Consider the following 21,767-nt stretch of genomic DNA (forward strand, 5'->3'; position numbering starts at 1 on the left):
AACGAGGTGGGAGACTGGGGGAGTGTCAAGAGCATCAGCATCAGCATCCCGGACCTACCGCTCCGAGGGAGTGGTCCTGCGGACCTACAAGCTCGGTGAGGCGGACCGGATCATCGTCCTGCTGACCCGCGAGCACGGGCAGGTCCGGGCTGTAGCCAAGGGCGTCCGCAGGACGAGCAGCAAATTCGGCTCACGCCTCGAGCCGTTCATGGCCGTGGACCTGCAGCTCGCGTCAGGGCGCAACCTCGACGTCGTCACCCAGGCGCAGACCAAGGGAGCCTACGGGCACGGTATAGCGGCCGACTACGGCCGCTATACCGCCGCCACTGCCATCGCCGAGACGGCCGAACGGCTCACGGACATCGGCAGTGAAGGATCAGGTGCACACTATGCCCTGGTGGCCGGTGCGTTCTCGGCGCTGAGCAGGGGGCTCCACCCGGCAGAACTGATCCTCGACTCGTACCTGCTGCGGGCGCTCTCCATCGCCGGGTGGGCACCGAGCTTCACCGACTGCGCCCGGTGCGGCTCGCCGGGGCCGCACGATGCCTTCTCGGCGGCTCTCGGCGGTGCGGTGTGCGCGAACTGCCGCCCGCCGGGCGCGGCGTCGCCGTCGGGCTCCACCATGGCACTGCTCGCAGCGCTGCTGACGGGGGACTGGGACGCCGCCGATGCTTCGGACAACCAGGCACGACGGGAGGCTGCGGGACTCGTGGCGGGTTACCTGCAGTGGCACCTCGAACGCGTCGTCAAATCCCTCAAGCATGTGGAGCGTGTATGAAGAACCCGGCACTGCCGCCTCGACCACCGGAACCGCACCCCAGCGGTGAGAAAGCCCCGCCGATCCCTCCGCAGTTCGTTCCGCAGCACGTGGCGATCGTCATGGACGGCAATGGGCGCTGGGCGAACGAGCGCGGGCTTCCACGGACGGAGGGTCACCGGGCGGGCGAAGCGGCCCTGCTCGACGTCATGGCGGGAGCGATCGAGATCGGCGTCCGTCATGTGTCGGTGTATGCCTTCTCGACGGAGAACTGGAAGCGCTCGCCCGACGAGGTGCGGTTCCTCATGGGCTTCAGCAGGGACGTGCTGCGGCGGCAGCGGAACCAGCTCAATGAGTGGGGCGTGGAGATCCGCTGGTCGGGACGGAGGCCCCGGCTGTGGCAGTCGGTCATCAACGAACTCGAGGAAGCCGAGCGATACACGCGGGGAAACGCCACGTGCACACTGAACATGTGCGTGAACTACGGCGGGCGTGCCGAGATCGCCGACGCGGCGAAGGCGATCGCCGAACAGGTAGCGGCCGGGAAGCTGCGGGCGTCGACGGTGAGCGAGAAGACCATTCAGCGCTTCCTCGACGAGCCCGACCTGCCGGACGTGGACCTGTTCCTGCGGACCTCCGGGGAACAGCGACTGTCGAACTTCCTCCTGTGGCAGTCCGCCTATGCCGAGATGGTCTTCATGAACACCCTGTGGCCTGACGTGGACCGCCGGACCCTGTGGCGCGCCATCGAGGAATATGCGGCGCGCGACCGGCGGTACGGCGGGGCCGTGGACCGCGCCGCGTCAGGTACCGGCCCGGCGTAGGGAGCAGTTGTCAGGAGCCGGGTTCCTCCCCGTCCCGGAAGCCATAGGCGTCGAGCCAGCGGCCCAGCTGCAGGTATGCCCGGGACCGGACCGGCGGGCGGGAGAGCAGGACGTCATGCAGTGCGCCGTCGAAACGGCACACGGTCACGCAGGACCCCAGTTCGACGGCGCGACGCACCATTACCGAGACGTCCAGGACACTGTCGGACTCGAGCATCGCGTCGTTCCAGGTGGTGCCGATGGTCGAGGAAGAAGAGGCCAGCACGAGCACCGGCATGGGCAACGAGAGGCCGCGGGCCACCTCGGCTTGACCCGAGAGGATCGCGGCCAGCCAACCGGCCCGCAACGGGAACCCCGTCTCGGGCCGCCAAAAGGGTTCCAGATCCCACTCGCCCTCGGCGCTCCGGCTGATGCTCCGCCAGTAGAAGCCGAGCTCGGGAACGCGGAGCCGGGCTTTCGGGCGGAAGCGGCTGACCGTTTCCAGCAGGCCCTGCGTCGCGGAACGCAACAGTGCACTGCCCTGGGTGTCCAGCCAGGGGCCGTTGAGGACGAGGGAATGGGCGGTGCCGGGGTTCCGTGCGGCCCAGAGAGCGGCGGTCAGGGCTCCGGCCGAGTGAGCCATCACGCTGAGGAGGACGACGGCGTCCGCTCCGTTGCGGTGTCGGAGTGTGTCGGTGAGGGCGTCGACCGCGGCGCTGATGTCGGCGTCGTATTCAGCGAGGTCCGTGGTGAAGCCAGGGGTCTGCCAGGGTCGAAGGCTCCTGCCGAACTTCCGGAGGTCCAACGCGAAAAATGCCACGCCGCGGGCTGTGAAGAACTCCGCCGTCGCTTTCTGGAAGAAATAGTCACTCCAGCCGTGCACGTACAGGACGGCGCGAACGGTGCGGGATCCGCCGTCAGGAACGGATGCCGGGGGGAGTCCCTCCTGCGGCTCATGGGCAACGAGGGTTGCGGTGCAGGGTCCTTCGTCGTCGGGTGGAAGCCCGAGCTCGGCCATCCGGTAATCAGGGCCCAAATAGTCCGGCTCCCACAGCAAGCTCATTCTCCCGAGGATAACGCCCGTCCAATGCCGAAGTTGTTCGAGCGCCGCCAAACGTGGGACTTTATTAGCATGCGTATCTACCCAGCGTTCTTCCGCCTTGCCTTCGCCGGCATGGACGCGGAGCGCGCACACACTCTCGGTGCAACGCTGATCCGGACCGTTGACCGGACGCCTGCGGGATGGGCGCTGCGCCGCTTCTGCGCGCCGCACCCCAACCTCAGGACATCTGCGTTCGGTCTCGAGTTCCCGTCCCCGTTCGGCCTGGCGGCAGGCTTCGACAAGGCAGGGCGGGGGATCCTGTCGCTGACGGCGCTCGGGTTCGGCCATGTCGAAATCGGGACGATCACGGGGGCCGCGCAGCCCGGCAACCCGCGCCCCCGCCTGTTCCGGCTCGTCGAGGACCGCGCCGTCCTGAATCGGATGGGCTTCAACAACGACGGCGCCGCCGCCGTGGCGCCCCGCCTGGTGTCGGCACGGACGCGGCTCGAGCAGCGCTACGGTGTGAACCGGCCCATCGTGGGCGTGAACATCGGCAAGACGAAGAACGTGGACCTCCGCCGGGCGACTGCGGATTACCTGACCAGCGCGCGGGAACTTGCACCCGCTGCCGACTACCTCGTGGTGAACGTCAGTTCGCCGAACACCCCGGGCCTCCGCCTGCTCCAGAACGTTGCGTCGCTCGAACCGCTGCTCACCGCTGTGCGGGAGACCGCGGACGGCGCGGCGGGTCGTTCCGTCCCGTTGCTGGTGAAGATCGCGCCGGACCTGACGGACCAGGACATCGACGACGTCGCCGCGCTGGCGCTGAAGCTCGGCCTCGATGGCATCGTGGCCACCAACACCACCATTACCAGGTCCGGTCTCCGCACGGATCCCGACGCGGTCATCGCGCTCGGCGTCGGCGGCTTGAGCGGCGCTCCGCTGAAGGCCCGCTCGATGGAAGTCCTCAAGAGGCTACGGGCAGCAGTGGGCGAGAACCTCGCGATCGTGTCGGTGGGCGGGGTCGAGGACGCCGACGACGTCGCGGCCCGGCTGGCTGCCGGTGCCACCCTGGTGCAGGGGTATACGGCGTTCCTCTACGAGGGTCCGTTCTGGGCCGCCCGCATCAACCGCAGCCTGGCCAAGCGCCTCCGCTGAGGGTCATCGAAGCACGGCGGCGCAATCACCTCCGTATCAGGAGGGGTAGGCTCCACGCTTCACCTGCGGCTTGGGCAGGCGCAGGCGTCGCAGCTGCAGTGCACGCGTGATGCCGTACCAGAGGTCGCCGGACAGCGGACCGCCGAACTTGGCGGTGAGCTTGGCCTTGAGCTTGCGCCGGAGGAGGACGCAGTCGAGGATCACGGCCATGATCAGCACCCAGAAAGCGAAAAGGACGGCGCTCTGCACTGCGAGTGACTGGAAGAAGCTGAGGACCACGAACACCAGCGCCGCGATCATCAGGAACTCTCCGATGTTCCAGCGGGCGTCGACGAACTGGCGGATATAGCGCCGGTTGGGGCCCTTGTCCCGCAGTGGGAGGTAACGCTCGTCGTCGGTGTCCAGCGCCTGCCGCATCCGCGCACGATCATCGCGCGCAGCGGATTTGCCCTGCTCGCGCGCCGCCTTGCGGTCATGAGGAACCAGGGGCCGCTTCCGCGCGGCTTCCTGAACGCTCCGTTTGGGAGTGGGTGCTCCCTTGCCGGAAACGCGTGTGCTCCCTCTCGCCTCGGGGCGGGTACTGTCGATAACTTCCTGAGCCGCTGGGGCGTCTTTCTTTCGTCCAAACACACTCTCAGGATACCCGCCGCCCCGGCACCACCATTCCACCCGTACGGTGCGGCCGGTCCGCTGATCCGGGCCTCGGCGTGTGTAGGGTCGATGCCATGAACTCCTTCGAACAGGCCGCTCCGACGGCCGACCGCACCCATCCGAGCGCGCAGGCACTCAGCGCCAGCGTCGACGCCGATTTCCCCCGGATCGTCGAGCAGCTGACCTCCCTGGTAAATATCCGGGGCATCGCCTGGGAGGCTTTCGACCCGAACGAGCTGGACCGCAGCGCCGAAGCCGTTGCGCAGCTCATCCGCGATGCCGGCATCGACGAGGTCTCCATCCTCCGCGTGGACAACGACGGCGTCCCCGGCGGTCCTGCCGTCGTCGCCCGCCGACCCGCGGCGGAAGGCCAGCCGACCGTGCTTCTCTACGCCCACCATGATGTCCAGCCGCCGGGGGACCCGGATCTGTGGGAGAGCGAACCGTTCACGGCAGTCGAGCGGAACGGCCGCCTGTACGGAAGGGGTGCAGCCGACGACAAAGCGGGGATTCTGGCGCATGTCGGAGCGCTGCGGTCGCTCACCGAAGTCCTCGGGACCGGTTTCGGGGTGGGCGTCACCCTCTTCATCGAGGGCGAGGAGGAGGCCGGATCACCCACCTTCCGGAAGTTCCTCGAGACGCACCGCGACCTCCTCACCGCCGACGTCATCGTGGTGGCCGACTCGAGCAACTGGAAGGTGGGTGTGCCTGCCCTCACCACCAGCCTGCGCGGACTGGTGGACGGCACCGTCGAGGTGCAGGTACTCGACCACGCGGTGCACTCGGGCATGTTCGGGGGCCCGGTGCTTGACGCGCCGACCCTGTTGGCGCGCCTGATCTCCACGTTCCACGACGACGCCGGGGACGTCTGCATCCCGGGACTCGTCGGCGGCGACTCCGCGTCGGTCGACTACGACGAACGGGACTACCGGGCTGATGCTTCGGTGCTCGACGGCGTCCGCCTCGCCGGCACGGGATCGATCGCGTCCCGGCTGTGGCACAAGCCGGCGCTGTCCATCATCGGGATGGACATTCCCAGTGTGGCGCTCTCCTCGAACACCCTCCTTCCCCGGGCGAAGGCGAAGTTCAGTCTCCGTCTCGCCCCCGGCCAGGACCCGGAGGAGGCGATGCGTGCGGTGCAGGCCCATGTAGAGGCCAACGCACCCTTCGGCGCCCGTGTCCTGTTCACGGCGGGGGAGACAGGCAGCCCGTTCTCGACCGACACGTCGGAACCGGCCTCGCAGCTTGCCCTCGCCTCACTCGAAGAGGCATGGGGCGTTGCCGCCGTCGAGGCCGGCATGGGAGGCTCCATTCCCTTCATCGCCGACCTGACCGAACTGTTCCCGGCGGCCCAGATCCTGATCACCGGCGTCGAGGACCCGGACTCCCGGGCACACAGTGCCAACGAGTCGCTGCACCTCGACGAGTTCCGCAAGGCGGTCCTCGCCGAGGCACTCCTGCTGGCCCGCATCAACGACGGCGGTCTGCGCAGCGCGTGATTCGCCGCCCGTGAGCCGCCCGAGGAAATGAAATGGGCGCTCCGTGCGTTGTAATGGTTGCCGTGCCGCTTGGCAGGACCGGCGTACCATTGGACCAACCCGCGCACTTCGACACCGTGGACGGAACCGACGCGGTCGTTTCAGCAACGGATCCGAGCTAGGAGAGACACAATGAGCACTTCCACCACCGAAACCGGCACCGAGCAGGCAGAGGCAAACCTTGCCGAGCACGAGGTCAAGCTTTCCGACGTCGCCGCAGGGAAGGTCCGCAGCCTTCTCGAGCAGGAGGGCCGCACCGACCTGCGCCTCCGCGTCGCTGTCCAGCCCGGCGGCTGCTCGGGCCTGATCTATCAGTTGTATTTCGATGAGCGCGTGCTCGACGGCGATGCGGTCAAGGATTTCGACGGCGTCGAGGTCATCGTCGACAAGATGAGCGTCCCTTACCTGTCGGGCGCCTCGATCGACTTCGAGGACACCATTTCCAAGCAGGGCTTCACTATCGACAACCCCAACGCCGGCGGATCCTGCGCCTGCGGAGATTCCTTCCACTAGCACTCCTTTAGCACGTCTCGAGGGCCGTTCCAAAGCACCGTTCCCGGTGCGGGACGGCCCTTTTGCTTGTCACAGGATGGCCCCGACTGAGGGTAAGCTCTACAGTGAGTAGTAAAACTGGATGTGCACCCCGGACTGCAGCAGACTGCGGGTGGCAACACGCGTAGAGAAGGAAGGTCCGTCTGTGAGTTCGCAGGACCGAACCGGCAGCAGGAAAGCCAGGATCGCGAAGATCTCCAGCATCTCGCTGGGCGGCGCACTGCTATTGTCCGGTTGTTCAGTTGAAGCCCAAAAGGGCTGGTTGCCCGCCGAGCGCGACAACACCAACCACACGGGAATCATCATGGACCTATGGGTCAACTCGTGGATCGCGGCCCTTGTGGTCGGCATCATCACGTGGGGCCTGATCATCTGGTGCATGGTGGCATACCGCCGCCGCCGCAACGACACGGGCTTTCCCCGGCAGTTGAGCTACAACCTGCCTCTCGAGGTCTTCTACCTGACCATTCCGCTCTTCATGGTCCTCGTGTTCTTCTACTTCACCGAGCGTGAGCAGAGCGCGATCGACGCGAGGGTCGCAGAGCCGGACGTCATCGTCGATGTCCGCGGCAAGCAGTGGTCCTGGGACTTCAACTACGTCAACGAGGACAAGTACTCCGTAGGGGTCCAGGCGAATCTCACGGGAGAGCCGGGCGTTCCGGAAACCCTTCCCACGCTCTACCTGCCGGTCAACCGGTCGGTCGAACTCCAGCTGAATGCGCGCGACGTGCAGCACTCCTTCTGGGTTCCGGCTTTCCTCCAGAAGCGTGACCTCTATCCCGGGCGCACGAACTACATCAACCTCACTCCCACCCGGGAGGGAACGTTCGACGGCAAATGTGCCGAGCTCTGCGGCCAGTACCACTCCGAGATGCTCTTCAATGTGGCAGTCGTGTCCCAGGAGGAGTTCGATCGCCAGATGGCACAACTGGAAGACGGCCAGCTCGGAGACGAGTACGACCGCGATTCCTACCCGGAAGCGGATCCAGACTTCGACCCCGCCAGGAGTAGCTGATGTCAACCTACGAATACACCCTTGAGGAAGCCGGCACGATAGCGGCTCCCCGCGTGGTCCCCAGGTCAAAAGGCCGGATCGTGGTCAACTGGATCACTTCCACCGACCACAAGACCATCGGGTACATGTACCTCATCGCCTCGTTCGTCTTCTTCTGCTTCGCGGGAGTCATGGCGCTGGTCATCCGCGCCGAACTCTTCGAGCCGGGCATGCAGATCCTTCAGACGAAGGAGCAGTACAACCAGCTGTTCACCATGCACGGCACCATCATGCTCCTGATGTTCGCGACACCCCTGTTCGCCGGATTCGCGAACGTCATCATGCCCCTGCAGATCGGTGCGCCCGACGTCGCCTTCCCGCGGCTCAACGCGCTGGCCTTCTGGTTCTTCCTCTTCGGCAGCACCATCGCCGTCTCGGGCTTCATCACCCCGCAGGGAGCAGCCTCCTTCGGCTGGTTCGCCTACGCCCCGCTGTCGAGCACTACCTTCTCACCCGGCATCGGCGGGGATCTCTGGGTGTTCGGCCTGGCGCTGTCCGGGTTCGGCACCATCCTCGGCTCGGTCAACTTCATCACGACCATCATCTGCATGAGGGCTCCGGGAATGACGATGTGGCGGATGCCCATCTTCACCTGGAACACCCTCGTCACGGCGATCCTCGTGCTGATGGCGTTCCCGCCACTCGCCGCCGCGCTCTTCGCGCTCGGCGCCGACCGCCGCTTCGGCGCCCACATCTTCGATCCGGAGAACGGTGGGGCGATCCTCTGGCAGCACCTGTTCTGGTTCTTCGGGCACCCTGAGGTGTACATCATCGCGCTGCCCTTCTTCGGCATCGTCTCAGAGATCTTCCCGGTGTTCAGCAGGAAGCCGATCTTCGGCTACAAGGGCATCGTCTATGCGACGATCGCCATCGCAGCGCTGTCGGTGACGGTCTGGGCGCACCACATGTACGTCACCGGTGCGGTGCTCCTGCCGTTCTTCGCCTTCATGACCATGCTGATCGCGGTACCCACCGGGGTGAAGTTCTTCAACTGGATCGGCACCATGTGGCGGGGGTCCCTGACCTTCGAAACCCCGATGCTGTGGAGCCTCGGCTTCCTCGTCACCTTCCTCTTCGGCGGGCTTACCGGGATCATCCTCGCGTCACCGCCGCTGGACTTCCATGTTTCCGACACCTACTTCGTGGTTGCCCACTTCCACTACGTGGTGTTCGGCACCGTGGTCTTCGCGATGTTCGCCGGCTTCTACTTCTGGTGGCCGAAGTTCACCGGCAAGATGCTCAACGAGCGCCTCGGCAAGATCCATTTCTGGCTCCTGTTCCTCGGCTTCCACGGAACGTTCCTCATCCAGCACTGGCTCGGCGTCATCGGCATGCCTCGCCGCTATGCGGATTACCTGCCGGAAGACGGCTTCACTGCGATGAACCAGTTCTCCACTATCGCCTCCTTCGTCCTGGGCGCATCGCTCATCCCGTTCTTCTGGAATGTGTACATCACCTGGCGAAGCGGCAAGAAGGTGGAAGTCGACGACCCGTGGGGCTTCGGGGCGTCACTCGAATGGGCCACCTCCTGCCCACCGCCACGGCACAACTTCACTTCGCTGCCCCGGATCCGCTCCGAGCGGCCAGCTCTTGACCTCCACCACCCGGAACTGCAGCAGACCCACACCCCTGACGGTGCGGCTGGGCAGGCGCTGGGCGCTGCGGACCGGAAGGACGCCTAAGGCATGCGCGTAGAAACCAAGCTCTTCATCTATCTGGCGCCCTTTTTCGCCCTGGTGGGAACCGTTTACGGTGTCCTCGTCGAATGGCAGGAACCGGTCGGCTTCCTGGGGCTCTTCCTCACCGCCGGCCTCGCCGGCATGATCGGCTTCTACCTCGGTTTCACCGGCAAACGGGTAGGTCTTCGCCCCGAAGACCGCCTCGACGCCGAAATCCACGAAGGATCGGGGGAGCAGGGTCACTTCAGCCCTTGGAGCTGGTGGCCGCTCGTCCTGGGTCTCGCCTCGGCGACAGGCTTCCTCGGCCTGGCTATCGGCTGGTGGATCCTCTATATCGGGGCAGGACTTGCGGTCGTCGCTCTGGTCGGCTGGGTGTACGAATACAGTCGCGGAGACCACGCCCACTAGTCGCATACCGGGCGGCGGCTCGCACGGCCGGTCCGGCCGGGACGAAGTAGCCGGGAAGTAAAACAAAAACGGGGTGACGAAGGTGCGAGCGGCCAGGCTGATCGATGTCGCCGCCTTGGATGATTCCTCTCCGGTGGCCAAGCACGTCCAGCTCCGCGAGATCCTGCGGAACTATGTGCGCGACCACGGGGAACCCGGTGCCGCTATTCCCTCCGAACGTCAGCTCACCCTCCATTTCGGAGTGGCGCGGATGACGGTACGCCACGCCATCGACGCACTGGTGGCCGAAGAGGTGCTCGAGCGTATTGTCGGACTGGGGACCTTCGTAGCCCATACCAAGCTCGACCTTCAGATGAAGCTGACCTCCTACAGCGAGGAGATGCTGCGCCGGGGCATGGTTCCGGATGCCCATGTGCTCAGCTTCGAACAGATTGCAGCCAGTCCGCACGTAGCCCGGGAACTGCAGGTGGAGCTCGGACTGCCCGTGGTGCGGTTTCGGCGCCAACTCCTCGCCGACGGGGAGCCGATGAGCGTGGACGAGAATTTCATCCCGTCCCATCGTGTCCCGGGTATCCTCGATCAACCTCCGCCGACGTCGCTCTACAACGTCCTCAGCGAGAAGTACGGGCTCGTGATGGAGTGGGGAGAAGACACCATCGAGGCGACAGCAGCATCTCCGTCCATCGCAAGGCTGCTCAACGTCGAAATGGGTGCACCACTGCTCAAGATCCAGCGCCACGCATACGTCTCGCGGACGATGGTGGACTTTTCGGTGTCCTATTATCGGGCTGACCGGTACAAGCTGTGGGTGCCGCTCCAGCGTCCCGGCGTCCGGACGCCGCGGGGGTACAGCTCCAAGCGCCTGGGCTGACCCCACACCGGCTCTCCTGAACCTCTCCGCCCGTGTCGTCGTCGGTGCCGGCGGATCAGGCGACCAACGTCAGGTACAGCAGTGCAATGCCTCCGCCGACAAGCCAGCCCGCCAGGACCTGGGCTACAGTGTGAGCCCCCAGTACGACTCGGGACCAGCCCACTGCCACCGGAATCGCCAGTGCGGCCACGCCGGGTACGCCGACGAGGACCAGGACGATCATCGAGAAGAAAACCGCAACGGCCGAGTGGGCGGAGAGTTTCCAGACCAGGTTGACGACGAGAACCGCGACGATCCCAGCCACTGAACTGAGGACGGCACGGACCAGATCAGCCGGCGCGTCGATCAGCTGAAGAACCCACACGCCGAGGGCGATGGAAACCAGTGATCCGCAGAGGATCGGAGCGCGCTGCCGGCGGTTGCTGATGTGGTGGTCGGTGACCTTACCTGCCCGCACCATCAGGATCACGGCGACGAGTGGAAGCCCCGTGACGAACAGGACGGCCAACAGGCCGGAACCGATGCCACGGGCGAATCCCGCGGTGTGGACGCTCACGATCAACAGCAGTGCCGAGAGGAGCACAGCGGGAGCGAAAACCTCGGTCACCACCTTTGCTACGAGGCGGGCACGGGAACGTGGAATTGCGGCATGCATGGGGAGAGCCGAATCTATGGTCGCCGGAAAAGACGGAAGAGGGTCCGGACAGCTGAGCTGTACGGACCCTCTCCACGCGGAACTTCATAGCTAGTGGCTTGCGATCGACTCCCGGTCCTGGGATTCGGCGATCTCGCCATGGTGACCGGAGTGGGCGGCGCTCAGTTCGGAAGGCGTCACCGGGGCCACGCGGTCCTCGAAGAAGAACCGTGAAGCCCTGCTCCTGGCCTTCTCCGACAGGCCGACCTTGCCGTGTGCGTCCGCCGCCGGAAGTGCAACCTGGGGGGAATCGAAACTGACGAGCCTGTACCGCTTGTACTCGTCCACCGGCTCATGCACTTCGATGAACTCGCCGTGGGGGAGCCTGACAATTCGTCCCGTCTCCCTGCCGTGCAGGGCGATCTCGCGGTCCTTGCGCTGCAGGGCAAGCGCAATTCGCCGTGCAACCATGAAGCCGAGGACCGGCCCGAAGATCGCGAGGAAACGGAGCCAGTAGGTCACGTCGTTCAGGGACACCAGGAAGTGGGTGGCAATGAGGTCGGAGCTAGCAGCGGCCCACAGGACGCAGTAGAACACGATTCCTGCCACGCCGATGCCGGTGCGGGTCGGTGCATTGCGGGGTCGGTCGAGCAGGTGCTTCTCGCGCCTGTCCCTGGTGACCCAGGCTTCGATCCAGGGCCAGGCGAACATCAGCGTGAAGACGATGCCCGCTGGGACGAGGGCCGGAATCAGGACGTTCAGCGAAAGCGTGTTCACGCCCCAGGGGAACGGGATGTTCCATTCGAAGTCGAACGCTCCGAGTGTTCCGGGCATCAACCGTAGTGCGCCGTCGACCCACCCGATATACCAGTCCGGCTGGGTTCCAGCCGAGACGGGGGAGGGATCGTAGGGACCGTAGTTCCAGATCGGGTTGATGGTGAAGGCGGCAGAGATCGCGGCGACGATTCCGAAGACGATGAAGAAGAAGCCGCCGGCCTTCGCTGCGTAGACGGGACCGACCGGGTAGCCGACGACGTTCGTGTTGGTGCGGCCCGGGCCGGGGAACTGGGTGTGCTTGTGCAGGACCACCATGAACAGGTGAATTCCGATGAGCAGCAGGATCAGCGCAGGAATCAGGAGGATGTGGAGGACGTACAGCCTGCCGATAATCGCGGTGCCGGGGAATTCTCCTCCGAAGAGGAAGAAGCTGAGGTAGGTTCCGACGACCGGGATGGCTTTCATGACGCCGTCGATGATGCGTAGGCCGTTTCCGGAGAGCAGGTCGTCGGGAAGCGAGTAACCGGTGAAGCCTGCTGCCAGGCTCATGATCAGGAGAACGCAGCCAACGACCCAGTTGAATTCCCTGGGCTTCCGGAAGGCACCGGTGAAAAAGACGCGCAGCATGTGGACGGCCACTGCTGCAACGAAGAGGAGAGCAGACCAGTGGTGTACCTGCCGCATGAACAGCCCGCCGCGGATGTCGAAGGAAATATCGAGCGACGACGCATAGGCGACGGACATCTCGACCCCGCGCAGCGGCAGGTAGCTTCCTTCATAGTGCGTCTCCGCCATGGACGGATCGTAGAAGAAGGTCAGGAATGTCCCCGAGATCAGGAGGATCACGAAGGTGTAGAGCGCTACTTCGCCGAACATGAAGGTCCAGTGGTCCGGGAAGATCTTGCGCCCGAACTCCTTGACCATTGCTGATCCACCTACGCGGGAGTCGACATAGTTGGTGACTTTGCCGACGCGCGTCTTCGGCTCATATGCCGGTATCGCAGTTGAGCTGCTCATGGTCAGCCTCGCTCCCAGAAACTAGGTCCTACGGGTTCTTGGAAATCGCTCGTCGCCACGAGATAGCCCTCGTCGTCGACATCGATCGGAAGCTGTGGGAGCGGGCGGGCCGCCGGGCCGAAGATGACCTTGGCCTCCTGTGTCACGTCGAAGGTCGACTGGTGACACGGGCACAGCAGGTGGTGGGTTTGCTGTTCGTACAGCGCTACCGGACAGCCGACGTGCGTACAGATCTTCGAGTACGCGACAATTCCTTCGTAGGCCCAATCCTCGCGGCCTGGGGAAGGATTGAGTTCCTCGGGGTCAAGACGCATGAGCAGGACGACTGCCTTCGCCTTCTCCTCGAGCTTGTGCTCTGCTTCGTTCAGTCCCTCGGGAATGACGTGGAACGCCGAGCCCACCGTCACGTCGGCGGCGCGAATGGGGGTGCCGCTCGGGTCGCGGGTCAGACGAGTACCTGCCTCCCACATGGTCTCCCGGAGGACGTTTCCGGGGAGAGGACCCAGATCGCGGAAGATGGCGATGGCGGGGAGGGGAGCGAGCACCATCGCACCGAGCAGGGTGTTCCGGATGAGGGGGCGACGCTTGATTCCCGTCTCCTCGAAGATGTCGCCGATGATCTTCTCTGCGTCAGCGCGATCCTTCTCGGGGCGGATCTCGTGGCGGCTCTCGGTCACCTCGTGATCCGGCATGAGCGTCCTTGCCCAGTGCACGATTCCGACGCCGATTCCCAACATCGCGAACGCCGTCCCGAAGCCCAGCATCAGGTTCTGCAGCCGAAGCCGGGCAATGGAGTCATTCAGCGGGATGAAGAAGTAGCCGACGAAGAAGAGGAGGGTGCCGATGATCGAGATCACGAAGAGGAGCGCGACCTGACGTTCAGCCCTCTTCTCTGCGCGCCGGTCCCGGTCTGCAAGGCGTGGGCGGTGTGGCGGGAGGCCAGGGTTCTCGAACGTATCAACGCCACCCTGGCCCGGCTTAGCTACGGTGGCCGAGGTGTTCGGACTGCCGTGACTACTGTCGGCCATGATCCCTCTCAACTTTCTTTAGTTTCTTCGCAATTCGTCAACAAACCGCCAACCCCAGGAGGGCTGGGAAGACTAGGAGGACCGGGACGTCAGCCAGATGGTGAAGGCAATGATGACGCCGAGGCCTGCGATCCAGATGAACAAGCCCTCGGACACCGGTCCCAGCGCACCGAGTTCGGCTCCACCGGGGGAGCCCTGCTCATCGATCGTGTCGAGGAAAGCGATGATGTCCTGCTTGTCCTCGGGAGTGATGTTGGCATCGCTGAACACGGGCATGTTCTGCGGCCCGGTGACCATGGCTTCGTACACGTGCTTCGGGCTGGTGCCGTCGATCGACGGTGCGAACTTTCCACGGGTCAGTGCCCCACCGGCCGCTGCGGCGTTGTGGCACATGGCGCAGTTGACGCGGAACAACTCACCGCCGTTCGAGGAGTCTCCCTCCGACGAATCGAGGATGTCCTCACCCGGGATGGCGGGGCCCGCTCCGAGGGAGGCCACGTACGCGGCCATCTGCCGGATCTGCTCGTCCGTGAACTGAACCGGCTTCACCTGGGCCTGGGGCCCGTCCATCTGCATGGGCATGCGTCCGGTGCCCACCTGGAAGTCGACAGAAGCTGCGCCGACGCCGATCAGCGAGGGGGCGGCGTCCGATCCTGAAGCGCCGAGCCCATGGCAGGAAGCGCAGTTCGCGACGAAGAGCTTGCTGCCCTCTTCCACATCGGTGGCTGAGAAGGACGTCGTCTGAGCCTTGGCTTCGTTGGCACTACTGGCGAAAGCGTAGATTCCGCCGGTGACGAGCAGGGCCAGCAACAGCAGCGCTACTGCCGCCAGTGGGTGACGCCGGCTCTGTGATAATGCCTTCACGCGATGGTTCCTGTCTGCCGTATTGCCATAGCTTTGAACTTCTTCCTTGAATTCTACCGCTAGTAGAAAAGTCTACAGGAGGATCACTTCAAGAAGTAGATAATGATGAAGAGGCCGATCCAGACCACGTCTACGAAGTGCCAGTAGTAGGACGTCACGATGGCGGAGGTCGCTTCGAAGTGGCCGAACCGCTTCGCCGCGTAGGCCCGGCCGATGATGAAGAGGAAGGCGATCAGGCCACCGAGGACGTGGAGTCCGTGGAAGCCCGTCGTGATGTAGAACGCCGAACCGTAGGCGTTGGAGGAGAGTGCAACACCTTCCGACACCAGCATCGCGTACTCATAGGCCTGCACTGCAACGAAGACCGCCCCTAGGAGGAAGGTGAGGAAGAACCACTCGACCATGCCCCAGCGGAGCGGGGAGAACAGCCCTCCGGTGCGGCGTGCTTGGAGCCGTTCGGCGGCGAAGACGCCGAACTGGCAGCTGAAGGAGCTCGACACGAGGATGATCGTGTTCACAAGCGCGAACGGGACGTTGAGCTTGTCCGATTCGAGTGCCCACAGCTCGCCCGAGGTGGATCGCAGGGTGAAGTACATGGCAAAAAGGCCCGCGAAGAACATCAGTTCGCTCGACAGCCACACAACGGTTCCGACGGAAACCATGTTGGGGCGGTTGAGCGCGGGATGAGCGGCGGCGCTGGGAGCTTGAGTCGCAGATGTCACAGGATCATTATGTCTCTAAGTTCGGCAGGATCACCAATGCAGAAAGGGGCGGGTCGGGCGCTATGCCCCGTAGGTGAGGAGGAGTTCCCTTTACTGGCGCGGAAGAACAGGCGGGATGACTTTCTACAATTCGTAGATAACCTAGGGGGGTGACTGCAATTTACAGCGTTCGAAGCCCCCGGACCACTTGGCCTCTGCTCTTCGGCGCCCTGATTGCACGGCAGGATCTGACGGTTGTGCAGACCCGCTGGGCGATGGACAGCATCATGTCGGGGGAGGCTACGCACTCCCAGATCGCGGGGTTCCTGCTCGCGCTTCGCGCCAAGGGCGAATCGGTGGATGAACTGGTCGGGCTCGTCGAGGCGATGCTCGGACGCGCGAACCGCATCGCCGTCTCCGGAGAAACGCTCGACATCGTGGGCACCGGGGGAGATGGGCTGGACACGCTCAATATTTCGACGATGGCTTCGCTTGTCGCGGTGGGCGCCGGTGCGAAAGTGGTCAAGCACGGCAACCGGGGTGCGTCGTCGTCCTCAGGCGCGGCAGACGTCATCGAAGCGCTCGGTGTGCGGCTCGATCTGGCTCCGGCGGAGGTCGCGGCCACCGCCGAGCGGGCGGGGATCACTTTCTGCTTCGCCCAGGTGTTCCACCCGTCGATGAGGCATGTGGCAGTACCGCGTAGGGAGCTGGGCGTTCCGACGGCATTCAACTTCCTCGGGCCGCTCAGTAATCCGGCGGGGGTTGCCGCGCAGGCGGTGGGTTGTGCCGATGCCCGGATGGCACCGCTGATGGCAGGAGTTCTCGCGGCGCGTGGAATCCGTGCCCTGGTGTTCCGGGGGAGCGATGGACGCGACAAGCTGACCACGAGCGGCTCGTCGGCTGTCTGGGAGGTACGGAACGGGAAGGTGCAGGAGTATCTGGTTCACCCCTCCGATTTCGGAGTGCCCGTTGTGGATGTGGACGCTCTCCGCGGTACGGATGCACAGGGCAATGCCGGCGTGGTGCGGCAGCTGTTGGCGGGCGACCGCGGGCCGGTGCGCGACGCCGTCGTCCTCAATGCCGCGGCCGGGCTCGTAGCGCTTGACGACAGCTCCGACGGCGCGCTCGTCACCCGTATTTCGACTGCGATGGAGCGAGCGCGCGAGTCGATCGACTCCGGGGCGGCGGCGAAGGTGCTCGACCGTTGGGTAGCGGTGAGCGGGTCCTTCTAGCGGGCGGTGCGCCGCCGCTCCTTCGGGAAGTGCTGCTAGCTGTCGAAGCCGAGGGAGAAAGCGGCGTCGATGTCGTGCCGCGAGTACGAGCGGAAGGCGATCTGCGTCGTCGTTGATTCGACGCCCTCGACCTTCGACAGGCGGTCCGCGATGACGTCAGCCAGATCCTCGTGCTTCGTGACCCGTGCAACCGCTATCAGATCCCATTCGCCGGTCACCGAATACACCTCGCTGATGCCCTCGATTTCGGAGATCTCCTGGGCGCATTCCGGGATTCGTGAGGCATCGGTCTGGATGAGGACGAAAGCGGTGATCATCGGTGCCCTTTCATGGCGATGGGGTTCTCCAACACCGTACCTCCCTGAGGGCGTCCCGGTGCACCCGTGCCCCGCGATCGGCCGGCGAACCGGCGGACGAGCATCGCGGCCAGCCTGGGCAGGGCGAGCAGTACACCGAGGGCAGCGAGGGCCACCAGCTGGAAGCTCACGGCCATCCCCCCACCCGCGGCGGATCGCAGCAGGAGTCCCAGCAGCACGGTGATGATCCAGATCCCGACGCCGGTGGGCCACACGCGGGTGGGCGTCCGCCAGGCCCGCAGCACCAGCCACGCGGCGGTGCACGCGATCAGGAAGGGGGCAGCGGTGGCGAGGATTCCCGCGGGGGAGAGGCCGTGGTCATGGGTGGTTCGGCCCGAGGCTGCAAAGACGACGATCAATCCCAGATCAGCAGCGAACCAGCCGAGCCGCGGAAAGCGGGATCGGGTGGGAGTGGGTTTCGGCATACCTCCAGCCTAGGTCTTGATGGCGCGGGGCAGGTGGATTAGCGTCTGCGCTGAGCCCCGATGGGCGACTACAGGCATCGACAGGCAACGACGACGTCGGCGGGGACCTGCCGCACGGAAAGGAAAGGCCATGAGTGTCATCACACCCTGCCTCTGGTTCGAAAGTGAGGCAGAAGACGCGGCCGCACTTTATACGGGGGTGGTGCGCAATTCGCGGATCCTTGCTGTTGCGAGGTCGGGGGCTGAGGAAGATGCCCCGGCGGTGAGTGTGTCCTTCGAACTCGACGGACAGCCCTTCCTCGCTCTCAACGGTGCACGGGCGGTGCCCTTCACCGACGCGGTATCCTTCCAGGTCGGCTGCACCGGCCAGGACGAGGTGGACCACTATTGGGATTCCCTGACCGCGGGCGGGGGGCAGTCCGGGCGATGCGGCTGGCTCAAGGATCGGTACGGAGTGAGTTGGCAGGTCGTGCCGACCGCCCTGCCCTCGCTGATCGGCGGTGAGGATACCGCCGGGGCCCAGCGTGCGCTGTCCGCGATGCTGACTATGGGCAAACTCGACATCGGGGTGCTGGAGCGCGCGTACTCAGGTGAATGAGGTGCGCGATGCCAGGGAACCAAGTAACAGGTAGTTCGGAACGGCGGATTCGAGTGGCGAGTACTCGTGTGCAGGGTGGAACGTCCTCCATAAAGTCATGGAAGTGAGTTCAGCGCCGTCGAACGCCGGCTCACATCACTGCTTCCCGACCCGCCACCAGCCCCACTGGTCGGGTGAATCGGTTCGGTGCGGCAGTCCCCTATTCGAGAGCCGGCGGCGTTGTGCCTCCTGAGACCAGGCACCCCCCAGCCGCCGCCGGCTCTCTTCTCCTGTGATCCCGGCAAACCCGAACCCGATACACGCCCGGGTCCGGCGTCGACGCTGTTCCGGCACCTCGTCCTGGCAGGAACTGCCGGCACCTCGTCTCCGCGACGCCGCACACTCGCCCTCCCGCACACTCGCCCTCCCGCGCACCAGTTCTTCCGGCATGACTCGCTGACCGGGTGGGATAGGCATTTCCTATACGTGTAAGAGGATTTCTGTCTGCGACACGAAGTTCCGGCGCGATTAGTCTTCACTGCATGGCCGCGTCTGACGCGACCCCTATGGTGGTACATGGCTGGCAGTCCATCAAGTGCCAGCCGTACGAACCAGTACTGCACAACCTGATCAGCGCTAACGCTTACCAATGGAGGTAAAGATGAAAAGCCGTCGAATGTTCTCTTCCGTCGTCGGAATGGTCGCCCTGGCTCTGGCTGCAACAGGATGTGGTGCTGGTGGCGGCGGTGCTGCCGCTGAATATCCGCAAAAGCGCATCGACTACGTTCTTCCTTTCGATGCTGGAGGGGAATCCGACATCACCGCACGGCTGCAGCAGGAAAAGCTGGGTGAGATTCTCGGGCAGACCGTCAACGTGTCCTACAAGCCCGGTGGCGGTGGAGCGCTGGGGTGGTCAGAGCTGACCCGCACCGCGCCTGACGGCTACACGGTCATGGGAAGCAACCTCCCGCACATCATCCTGCAGCCCATGCTGCGCGGGGACGCTGGTTACACTACCGAAGACCTCAAGCAGGTGTACATCTTCCAAAGCACGCCGAATGTCCTGCTGGTGCCTGCGGACAGCGACATCCAGACCCTTGATGACTTCATCGCGGAGGCCGAGGAGAATCCCGGAGCCATCTCTGTGGGCGGTAGCGGTGACTTCACGGCCAACCATATCGGCACGCTCATGTTGTCGGACATGGCCGGTATCGACCTCACCTACACGCCGTTCTCCGGGACAGGTACGGCAGTGCCCGCGCTTCTCGGAGGGCACGTGGACGCGCTCATGTCCTACACCCCGCAGATCTCGCAGCTGGGGGATCAGGTCCGGGCAATCGCGGTCGCAACCGACGAGCGCATGGCGAGCTTCCCCGACGTGCCGACATTTGCCGAACAGGGCCACGAACTCTCCGACGGCGCATACCGCGGGGTGTCTGTACCCAAGGAAACGCCTGACGAGATTGTCCAGACCCTCGCTGACGCTTTCCAGGAAGTGAACGAAGATCCTGAGCTAATCAAGGCCTTCGAAGAGCAGGGCTTCGTGCTGGAGAACTACGGGCCCGACGAGGCAGCCGCACTTACCGAAGAGCGGACGGCCGTCTACGAGGACCTGCTGACCAGGCTCGGAATGGTTCCCTGACATGTTCGAAGCACTCGGGCAAGGCCTGCTGGCCAACCTTGCCCCCTCCATGCTGCTCCTGGTGCTCATCGGCACCTTGAGCGGCATGGCTCTCGGGGCAATGCCGGGACTCAGCGCCACGATGGGTGTCGCGCTGCTCGTCCCCTTCACCTTCGCGATGGACCCGACGCCGGGACTTGTTCTGCTCGGTGCTTTCTACATGGGCGCAATCTATGGCGGCGCGTTCACGGCGATCCTCGTCAACGCCCCCGGAACCCCGTCCTCGATCGCCACGGCGTTTGACGGGTATCCGCTGACCCGCCAGGGCCGCAGTGAGTACGCCATCGTGGGTGCAACCATGGGCTCGTTCGTGGGGGGAATCATCGGCGTCGTCGCATTGATCTTCCTTGCGCCCCCCCTCGCATCGTTTTCGTTGCGGTTCGGCCCCCAGGAGTACTTCTGGATTGCGATGTTCGGGCTCACCATCATTGCGAGCCTTGCCTCGGGGTCCCTCCTCAAGGGCTTGATCGGAGGCCTGATCGGTCTGCTCATCGCGACGATCGGCATCGCTCCCGTCGGAGGTGACGTCCGATTCACCTTCGGCGACCCGATGCTTCAGGGCGGAGTTCCGCTGGTACCGGCGCTCATCGGCCTCTTCACGGTTCCAGAGGTCATCCGACTCATTGCCTTGCGGACCCGCGACGCGCAGATGGCTGACGACAGCGGGCAGAAGGCCGGCCTGTTCGGCATGGTGAAGGACGTTCTCGGACGGCCGGTGAACCTGCTGCGGTCGTCACTGATCGGCACGGCGGTGGGAATCCTTCCCGGAGCCGGCGGTAGTGTGGCGAACCTCGTGGCGTACAACGAGGCGAAACGGGCTTCGAAGCATCCCGAAACGTTCGGCAAGGGTGAAATCGATGGCGTGATTGCCTCGGAGTCGGCGAACAACGGGACAGTCGGCGGCGGGTTCATTCCCACGCTCACGCTCGGAGTACCGGGAACCCCCCCCGATGCGATCATCCTGGGAGTGCTGCTCCTGCACGGTCTGCGTCCAGGCGCGGAACTTTTCGAAACCTCGGGGACACTGGTGTACACCTTCATCCTTGCCCTGGCGGTATCGGCCGTGATGATGGTTCCGGTGGGTCTCATTGCAGGACGGGGACTTCAGCGCGGGGTCATGGCCCTGCCTGTTCGTTATCTCGCCCCTTCCATCACCGTCCTATCGATCATCGGCGCCTATGCGATTCGGAGCTCGGTCTTCGATGTGTTCATCATGCTCGCCCTCGGTATCGTGGCATACCTGCTGCAGCGCGTCGGCATCGGGGGAGCGGCCATCGTCCTCGGTCTGGTTCTCGGATCGATCGCGGAGACGGGCCTCGTGCAGGGCATCCTGACGTCGTCGGGCGCCGACATGCCGTGGACCACGTTCTTCACCCGCCCGATCAGTCTTGTCCTCATCGCCATGTGCCTGATCTCCGCGGTCTGGCCCATGCTCCAGAAGAGACGAGCCCAAAGGACCCCCCCGGAGGCAGCGCCGGCTGTCGCTGCCGACCGAGCAGAGAACGATTGATATGGGAAATATAATCGGAGGCTTTGTTGTCCTTCTTTTCTGCTTCATCTTCTGGATCCAGCGGAACTACACCAGCGATTACGGAGGGCTTTTCCCCGACGTGGTGATGGCCGTGCTCGCGCTGCTCAGCGTGATGCTGATCGCCCGTGGCGTGCTCTGGCGACACGAAAGCGGCTGGGACAACACCGGTCGGCTCGGCTATCGGGATCTCGGCCGCGCCCTCCTGCTGCTGATCGCCTGGGTCATCTCGCTGCCAGTGCTCGGTTACCTCATCGGTGGAATCCTGTTCTTCACCCTCGTCGCCGTGATGATGCGCACGGAACGGCCCAGTTTGAAAAACCTTGCCCTGGATCTCGGCGTGGCCATAGCGGTGGTAGGTGCTTTCTATCTTGCCTTCACCCAGGTCCTGTACGTCAGTCTGCCCGAACTCTCCCTGTAACCCCGGAGGTAAC

General features: G+C 64.5%; 23 protein-coding genes. 14 read left to right on the forward strand and 9 right to left on the reverse strand.

Going from position 1 to position 21,767, the window contains the following annotated elements:
* Positions 1-22 precede the first annotated feature (22 nt).
* Both recO and IWX65_RS03305 read left to right on the forward strand, forming a co-directional pair.
* Positions 23-778, forward strand: a complete 756-nt coding sequence (gene recO / locus IWX65_RS03300) for a DNA repair protein RecO (protein ID WP_196881012.1) — start codon at positions 23-25, stop codon at positions 776-778.
* A complete protein-coding gene (locus tag IWX65_RS03305; RefSeq protein WP_196881013.1) occupies positions 775-1,581 on the forward strand; it encodes an isoprenyl transferase in 807 nt (268 codons plus the stop codon). The genes recO and IWX65_RS03305 overlap by 4 nt, the downstream gene beginning before the upstream one ends.
* A gap of 10 nt (positions 1,582-1,591) precedes the next feature.
* On the opposite strand, the gene IWX65_RS03310 is transcribed toward IWX65_RS03305, so the two are convergent.
* Positions 1,592-2,623 (reverse strand): alpha/beta hydrolase, encoded by a 1,032-nt coding sequence (locus IWX65_RS03310; protein ID WP_196881014.1) that lies wholly within the window; start codon positions 2,621-2,623, stop codon positions 1,592-1,594.
* Positions 2,624-2,692: 69 nt separating this feature from the next.
* On the opposite strand from IWX65_RS03310, the gene IWX65_RS03315 reads away from it, so the two are divergent.
* Positions 2,693-3,760, forward strand: a complete 1,068-nt coding sequence (locus IWX65_RS03315; RefSeq protein WP_196881015.1) for a quinone-dependent dihydroorotate dehydrogenase — start codon at positions 2,693-2,695, stop codon at positions 3,758-3,760.
* A gap of 36 nt (positions 3,761-3,796) precedes the next feature.
* Here IWX65_RS03315 and IWX65_RS03320 read toward each other — a convergent pair whose 3' ends face one another.
* Entirely contained in the window at positions 3,797-4,390 is a 594-nt protein-coding gene (locus tag IWX65_RS03320) for a DUF3043 domain-containing protein (RefSeq protein WP_196881016.1), read from the reverse strand.
* A gap of 95 nt (positions 4,391-4,485) precedes the next feature.
* Here IWX65_RS03320 and IWX65_RS03325 point away from each other — a divergent pair, with 95 nt between their 5' ends.
* The 6 genes from IWX65_RS03325 (at position 4,486) to IWX65_RS03350 (ending at position 10,513) form a co-directional block, all read left to right on the forward strand.
* The gene (locus IWX65_RS03325; RefSeq protein WP_196881017.1) at positions 4,486-5,910 is read left to right on the forward strand and encodes a dipeptidase; all 1,425 of its coding nucleotides are present in this window, start codon (positions 4,486-4,488) and stop codon (positions 5,908-5,910) included.
* Positions 5,911-6,081: 171 nt separating this feature from the next.
* Complete coding sequence (locus tag IWX65_RS03330; protein WP_196881018.1) at positions 6,082-6,462, forward strand: HesB/IscA family protein; 381 nt, start codon at positions 6,082-6,084, stop codon at positions 6,460-6,462.
* Between the two features lie 184 nt (positions 6,463-6,646).
* Positions 6,647-7,516 carry an aa3-type cytochrome oxidase subunit II gene (gene ctaC / locus IWX65_RS03335; RefSeq protein WP_196881019.1) on the forward strand — a complete coding sequence of 290 codons (870 nt, stop codon included), beginning with the start codon at positions 6,647-6,649 and terminating at the stop codon, positions 7,514-7,516.
* Positions 7,516-9,237 carry an aa3-type cytochrome oxidase subunit I gene (gene ctaD, locus IWX65_RS03340; protein ID WP_196881020.1) on the forward strand — a complete coding sequence of 574 codons (1,722 nt, stop codon included), beginning with the start codon at positions 7,516-7,518 and terminating at the stop codon, positions 9,235-9,237. The genes ctaC and ctaD overlap by 1 nt, the downstream gene beginning before the upstream one ends.
* Before the next feature lie 3 nt (positions 9,238-9,240).
* Positions 9,241-9,642, forward strand: coding sequence for a cytochrome c oxidase subunit 4 (locus IWX65_RS03345; protein ID WP_196881021.1), 402 nt, complete (start codon positions 9,241-9,243; stop codon positions 9,640-9,642).
* 97 nt (positions 9,643-9,739) lie between these two features.
* On the forward strand, positions 9,740-10,513 hold the full coding sequence (locus IWX65_RS03350; protein ID WP_196881089.1) for a GntR family transcriptional regulator: 774 nt from the start codon (positions 9,740-9,742) through the stop codon (positions 10,511-10,513).
* 55 nt (positions 10,514-10,568) lie between these two features.
* On the opposite strand, the gene IWX65_RS03355 is transcribed toward IWX65_RS03350, so the two are convergent.
* The 5 genes from IWX65_RS03355 to ctaE form a co-directional block, all read right to left on the reverse strand.
* The gene (locus tag IWX65_RS03355; RefSeq protein WP_196881022.1) at positions 10,569-11,168 is read right to left on the reverse strand and encodes a phosphatase PAP2 family protein; all 600 of its coding nucleotides are present in this window, start codon (positions 11,166-11,168) and stop codon (positions 10,569-10,571) included.
* Positions 11,169-11,258: 90 nt separating this feature from the next.
* Positions 11,259-12,941 (reverse strand): cytochrome bc1 complex cytochrome b subunit, encoded by a 1,683-nt coding sequence (gene qcrB, locus IWX65_RS03360; RefSeq protein ID WP_196881023.1) that lies wholly within the window; start codon positions 12,939-12,941, stop codon positions 11,259-11,261.
* Between the two features lie 2 nt (positions 12,942-12,943).
* Positions 12,944-13,969: a cytochrome bc1 complex Rieske iron-sulfur subunit gene (gene qcrA / locus IWX65_RS03365; protein WP_196881024.1), complete on the reverse strand. Its 1,026-nt coding sequence runs from the start codon at positions 13,967-13,969 to the stop codon at positions 12,944-12,946.
* 72 nt (positions 13,970-14,041) lie between these two features.
* Complete coding sequence (qcrC, locus tag IWX65_RS03370) at positions 14,042-14,833, reverse strand: cytochrome bc1 complex diheme cytochrome c subunit (RefSeq protein ID WP_196881025.1); 792 nt, start codon at positions 14,831-14,833, stop codon at positions 14,042-14,044.
* A gap of 83 nt (positions 14,834-14,916) precedes the next feature.
* Positions 14,917-15,555 (reverse strand): aa3-type cytochrome oxidase subunit III, encoded by a 639-nt coding sequence (ctaE, locus tag IWX65_RS03375; RefSeq protein WP_196822238.1) that lies wholly within the window; start codon positions 15,553-15,555, stop codon positions 14,917-14,919.
* 149 nt (positions 15,556-15,704) lie between these two features.
* On the opposite strand from ctaE, the gene trpD reads away from it, so the two are divergent.
* Positions 15,705-16,766: an anthranilate phosphoribosyltransferase gene (gene trpD, locus IWX65_RS03380; RefSeq protein WP_196881026.1), complete on the forward strand. Its 1,062-nt coding sequence runs from the start codon at positions 15,705-15,707 to the stop codon at positions 16,764-16,766.
* A 35-nt stretch (positions 16,767-16,801) separates the two neighbouring features.
* On the opposite strand, the gene IWX65_RS03385 is transcribed toward trpD, so the two are convergent.
* Both IWX65_RS03385 and IWX65_RS03390 read right to left on the reverse strand, forming a co-directional pair.
* A complete protein-coding gene (locus IWX65_RS03385) occupies positions 16,802-17,083 on the reverse strand; it encodes an Lrp/AsnC family transcriptional regulator (RefSeq protein ID WP_196822240.1) in 282 nt (93 codons plus the stop codon).
* Positions 17,080-17,547 carry a DUF3054 domain-containing protein gene (locus IWX65_RS03390; protein WP_196881027.1) on the reverse strand — a complete coding sequence of 156 codons (468 nt, stop codon included), beginning with the start codon at positions 17,545-17,547 and terminating at the stop codon, positions 17,080-17,082. The genes IWX65_RS03385 and IWX65_RS03390 overlap by 4 nt, the downstream gene beginning before the upstream one ends.
* A 130-nt stretch (positions 17,548-17,677) precedes the next feature.
* Between IWX65_RS03390 and IWX65_RS03395 the strand changes: the two genes are divergently transcribed.
* The 4 genes from IWX65_RS03395 (at position 17,678) to IWX65_RS03410 (ending at position 21,754) form a co-directional block, all read left to right on the forward strand.
* On the forward strand, positions 17,678-18,145 hold the full coding sequence (locus tag IWX65_RS03395; RefSeq protein WP_196881028.1) for a VOC family protein: 468 nt from the start codon (positions 17,678-17,680) through the stop codon (positions 18,143-18,145).
* Between the two features lie 640 nt (positions 18,146-18,785).
* Entirely contained in the window at positions 18,786-19,766 is a 981-nt protein-coding gene (locus IWX65_RS03400) for a tripartite tricarboxylate transporter substrate binding protein (RefSeq protein ID WP_196881029.1), read from the forward strand.
* Position 19,767: 1 nt separating this feature from the next.
* The gene (locus IWX65_RS03405; protein ID WP_196881030.1) at positions 19,768-21,315 is read left to right on the forward strand and encodes a tripartite tricarboxylate transporter permease; all 1,548 of its coding nucleotides are present in this window, start codon (positions 19,768-19,770) and stop codon (positions 21,313-21,315) included.
* A 1-nt stretch (position 21,316) separates the two neighbouring features.
* Positions 21,317-21,754: a tripartite tricarboxylate transporter TctB family protein gene (locus IWX65_RS03410; RefSeq protein WP_196881031.1), complete on the forward strand. Its 438-nt coding sequence runs from the start codon at positions 21,317-21,319 to the stop codon at positions 21,752-21,754.
* Positions 21,755-21,767 lie beyond the last annotated feature (13 nt).

Origin of the sequence: Arthrobacter sp. CAN_A214 (genome assembly GCF_015751955.1) — a bacterium.
Lineage (GTDB): Bacteria > Actinomycetota > Actinomycetes > Actinomycetales > Micrococcaceae > Arthrobacter_D.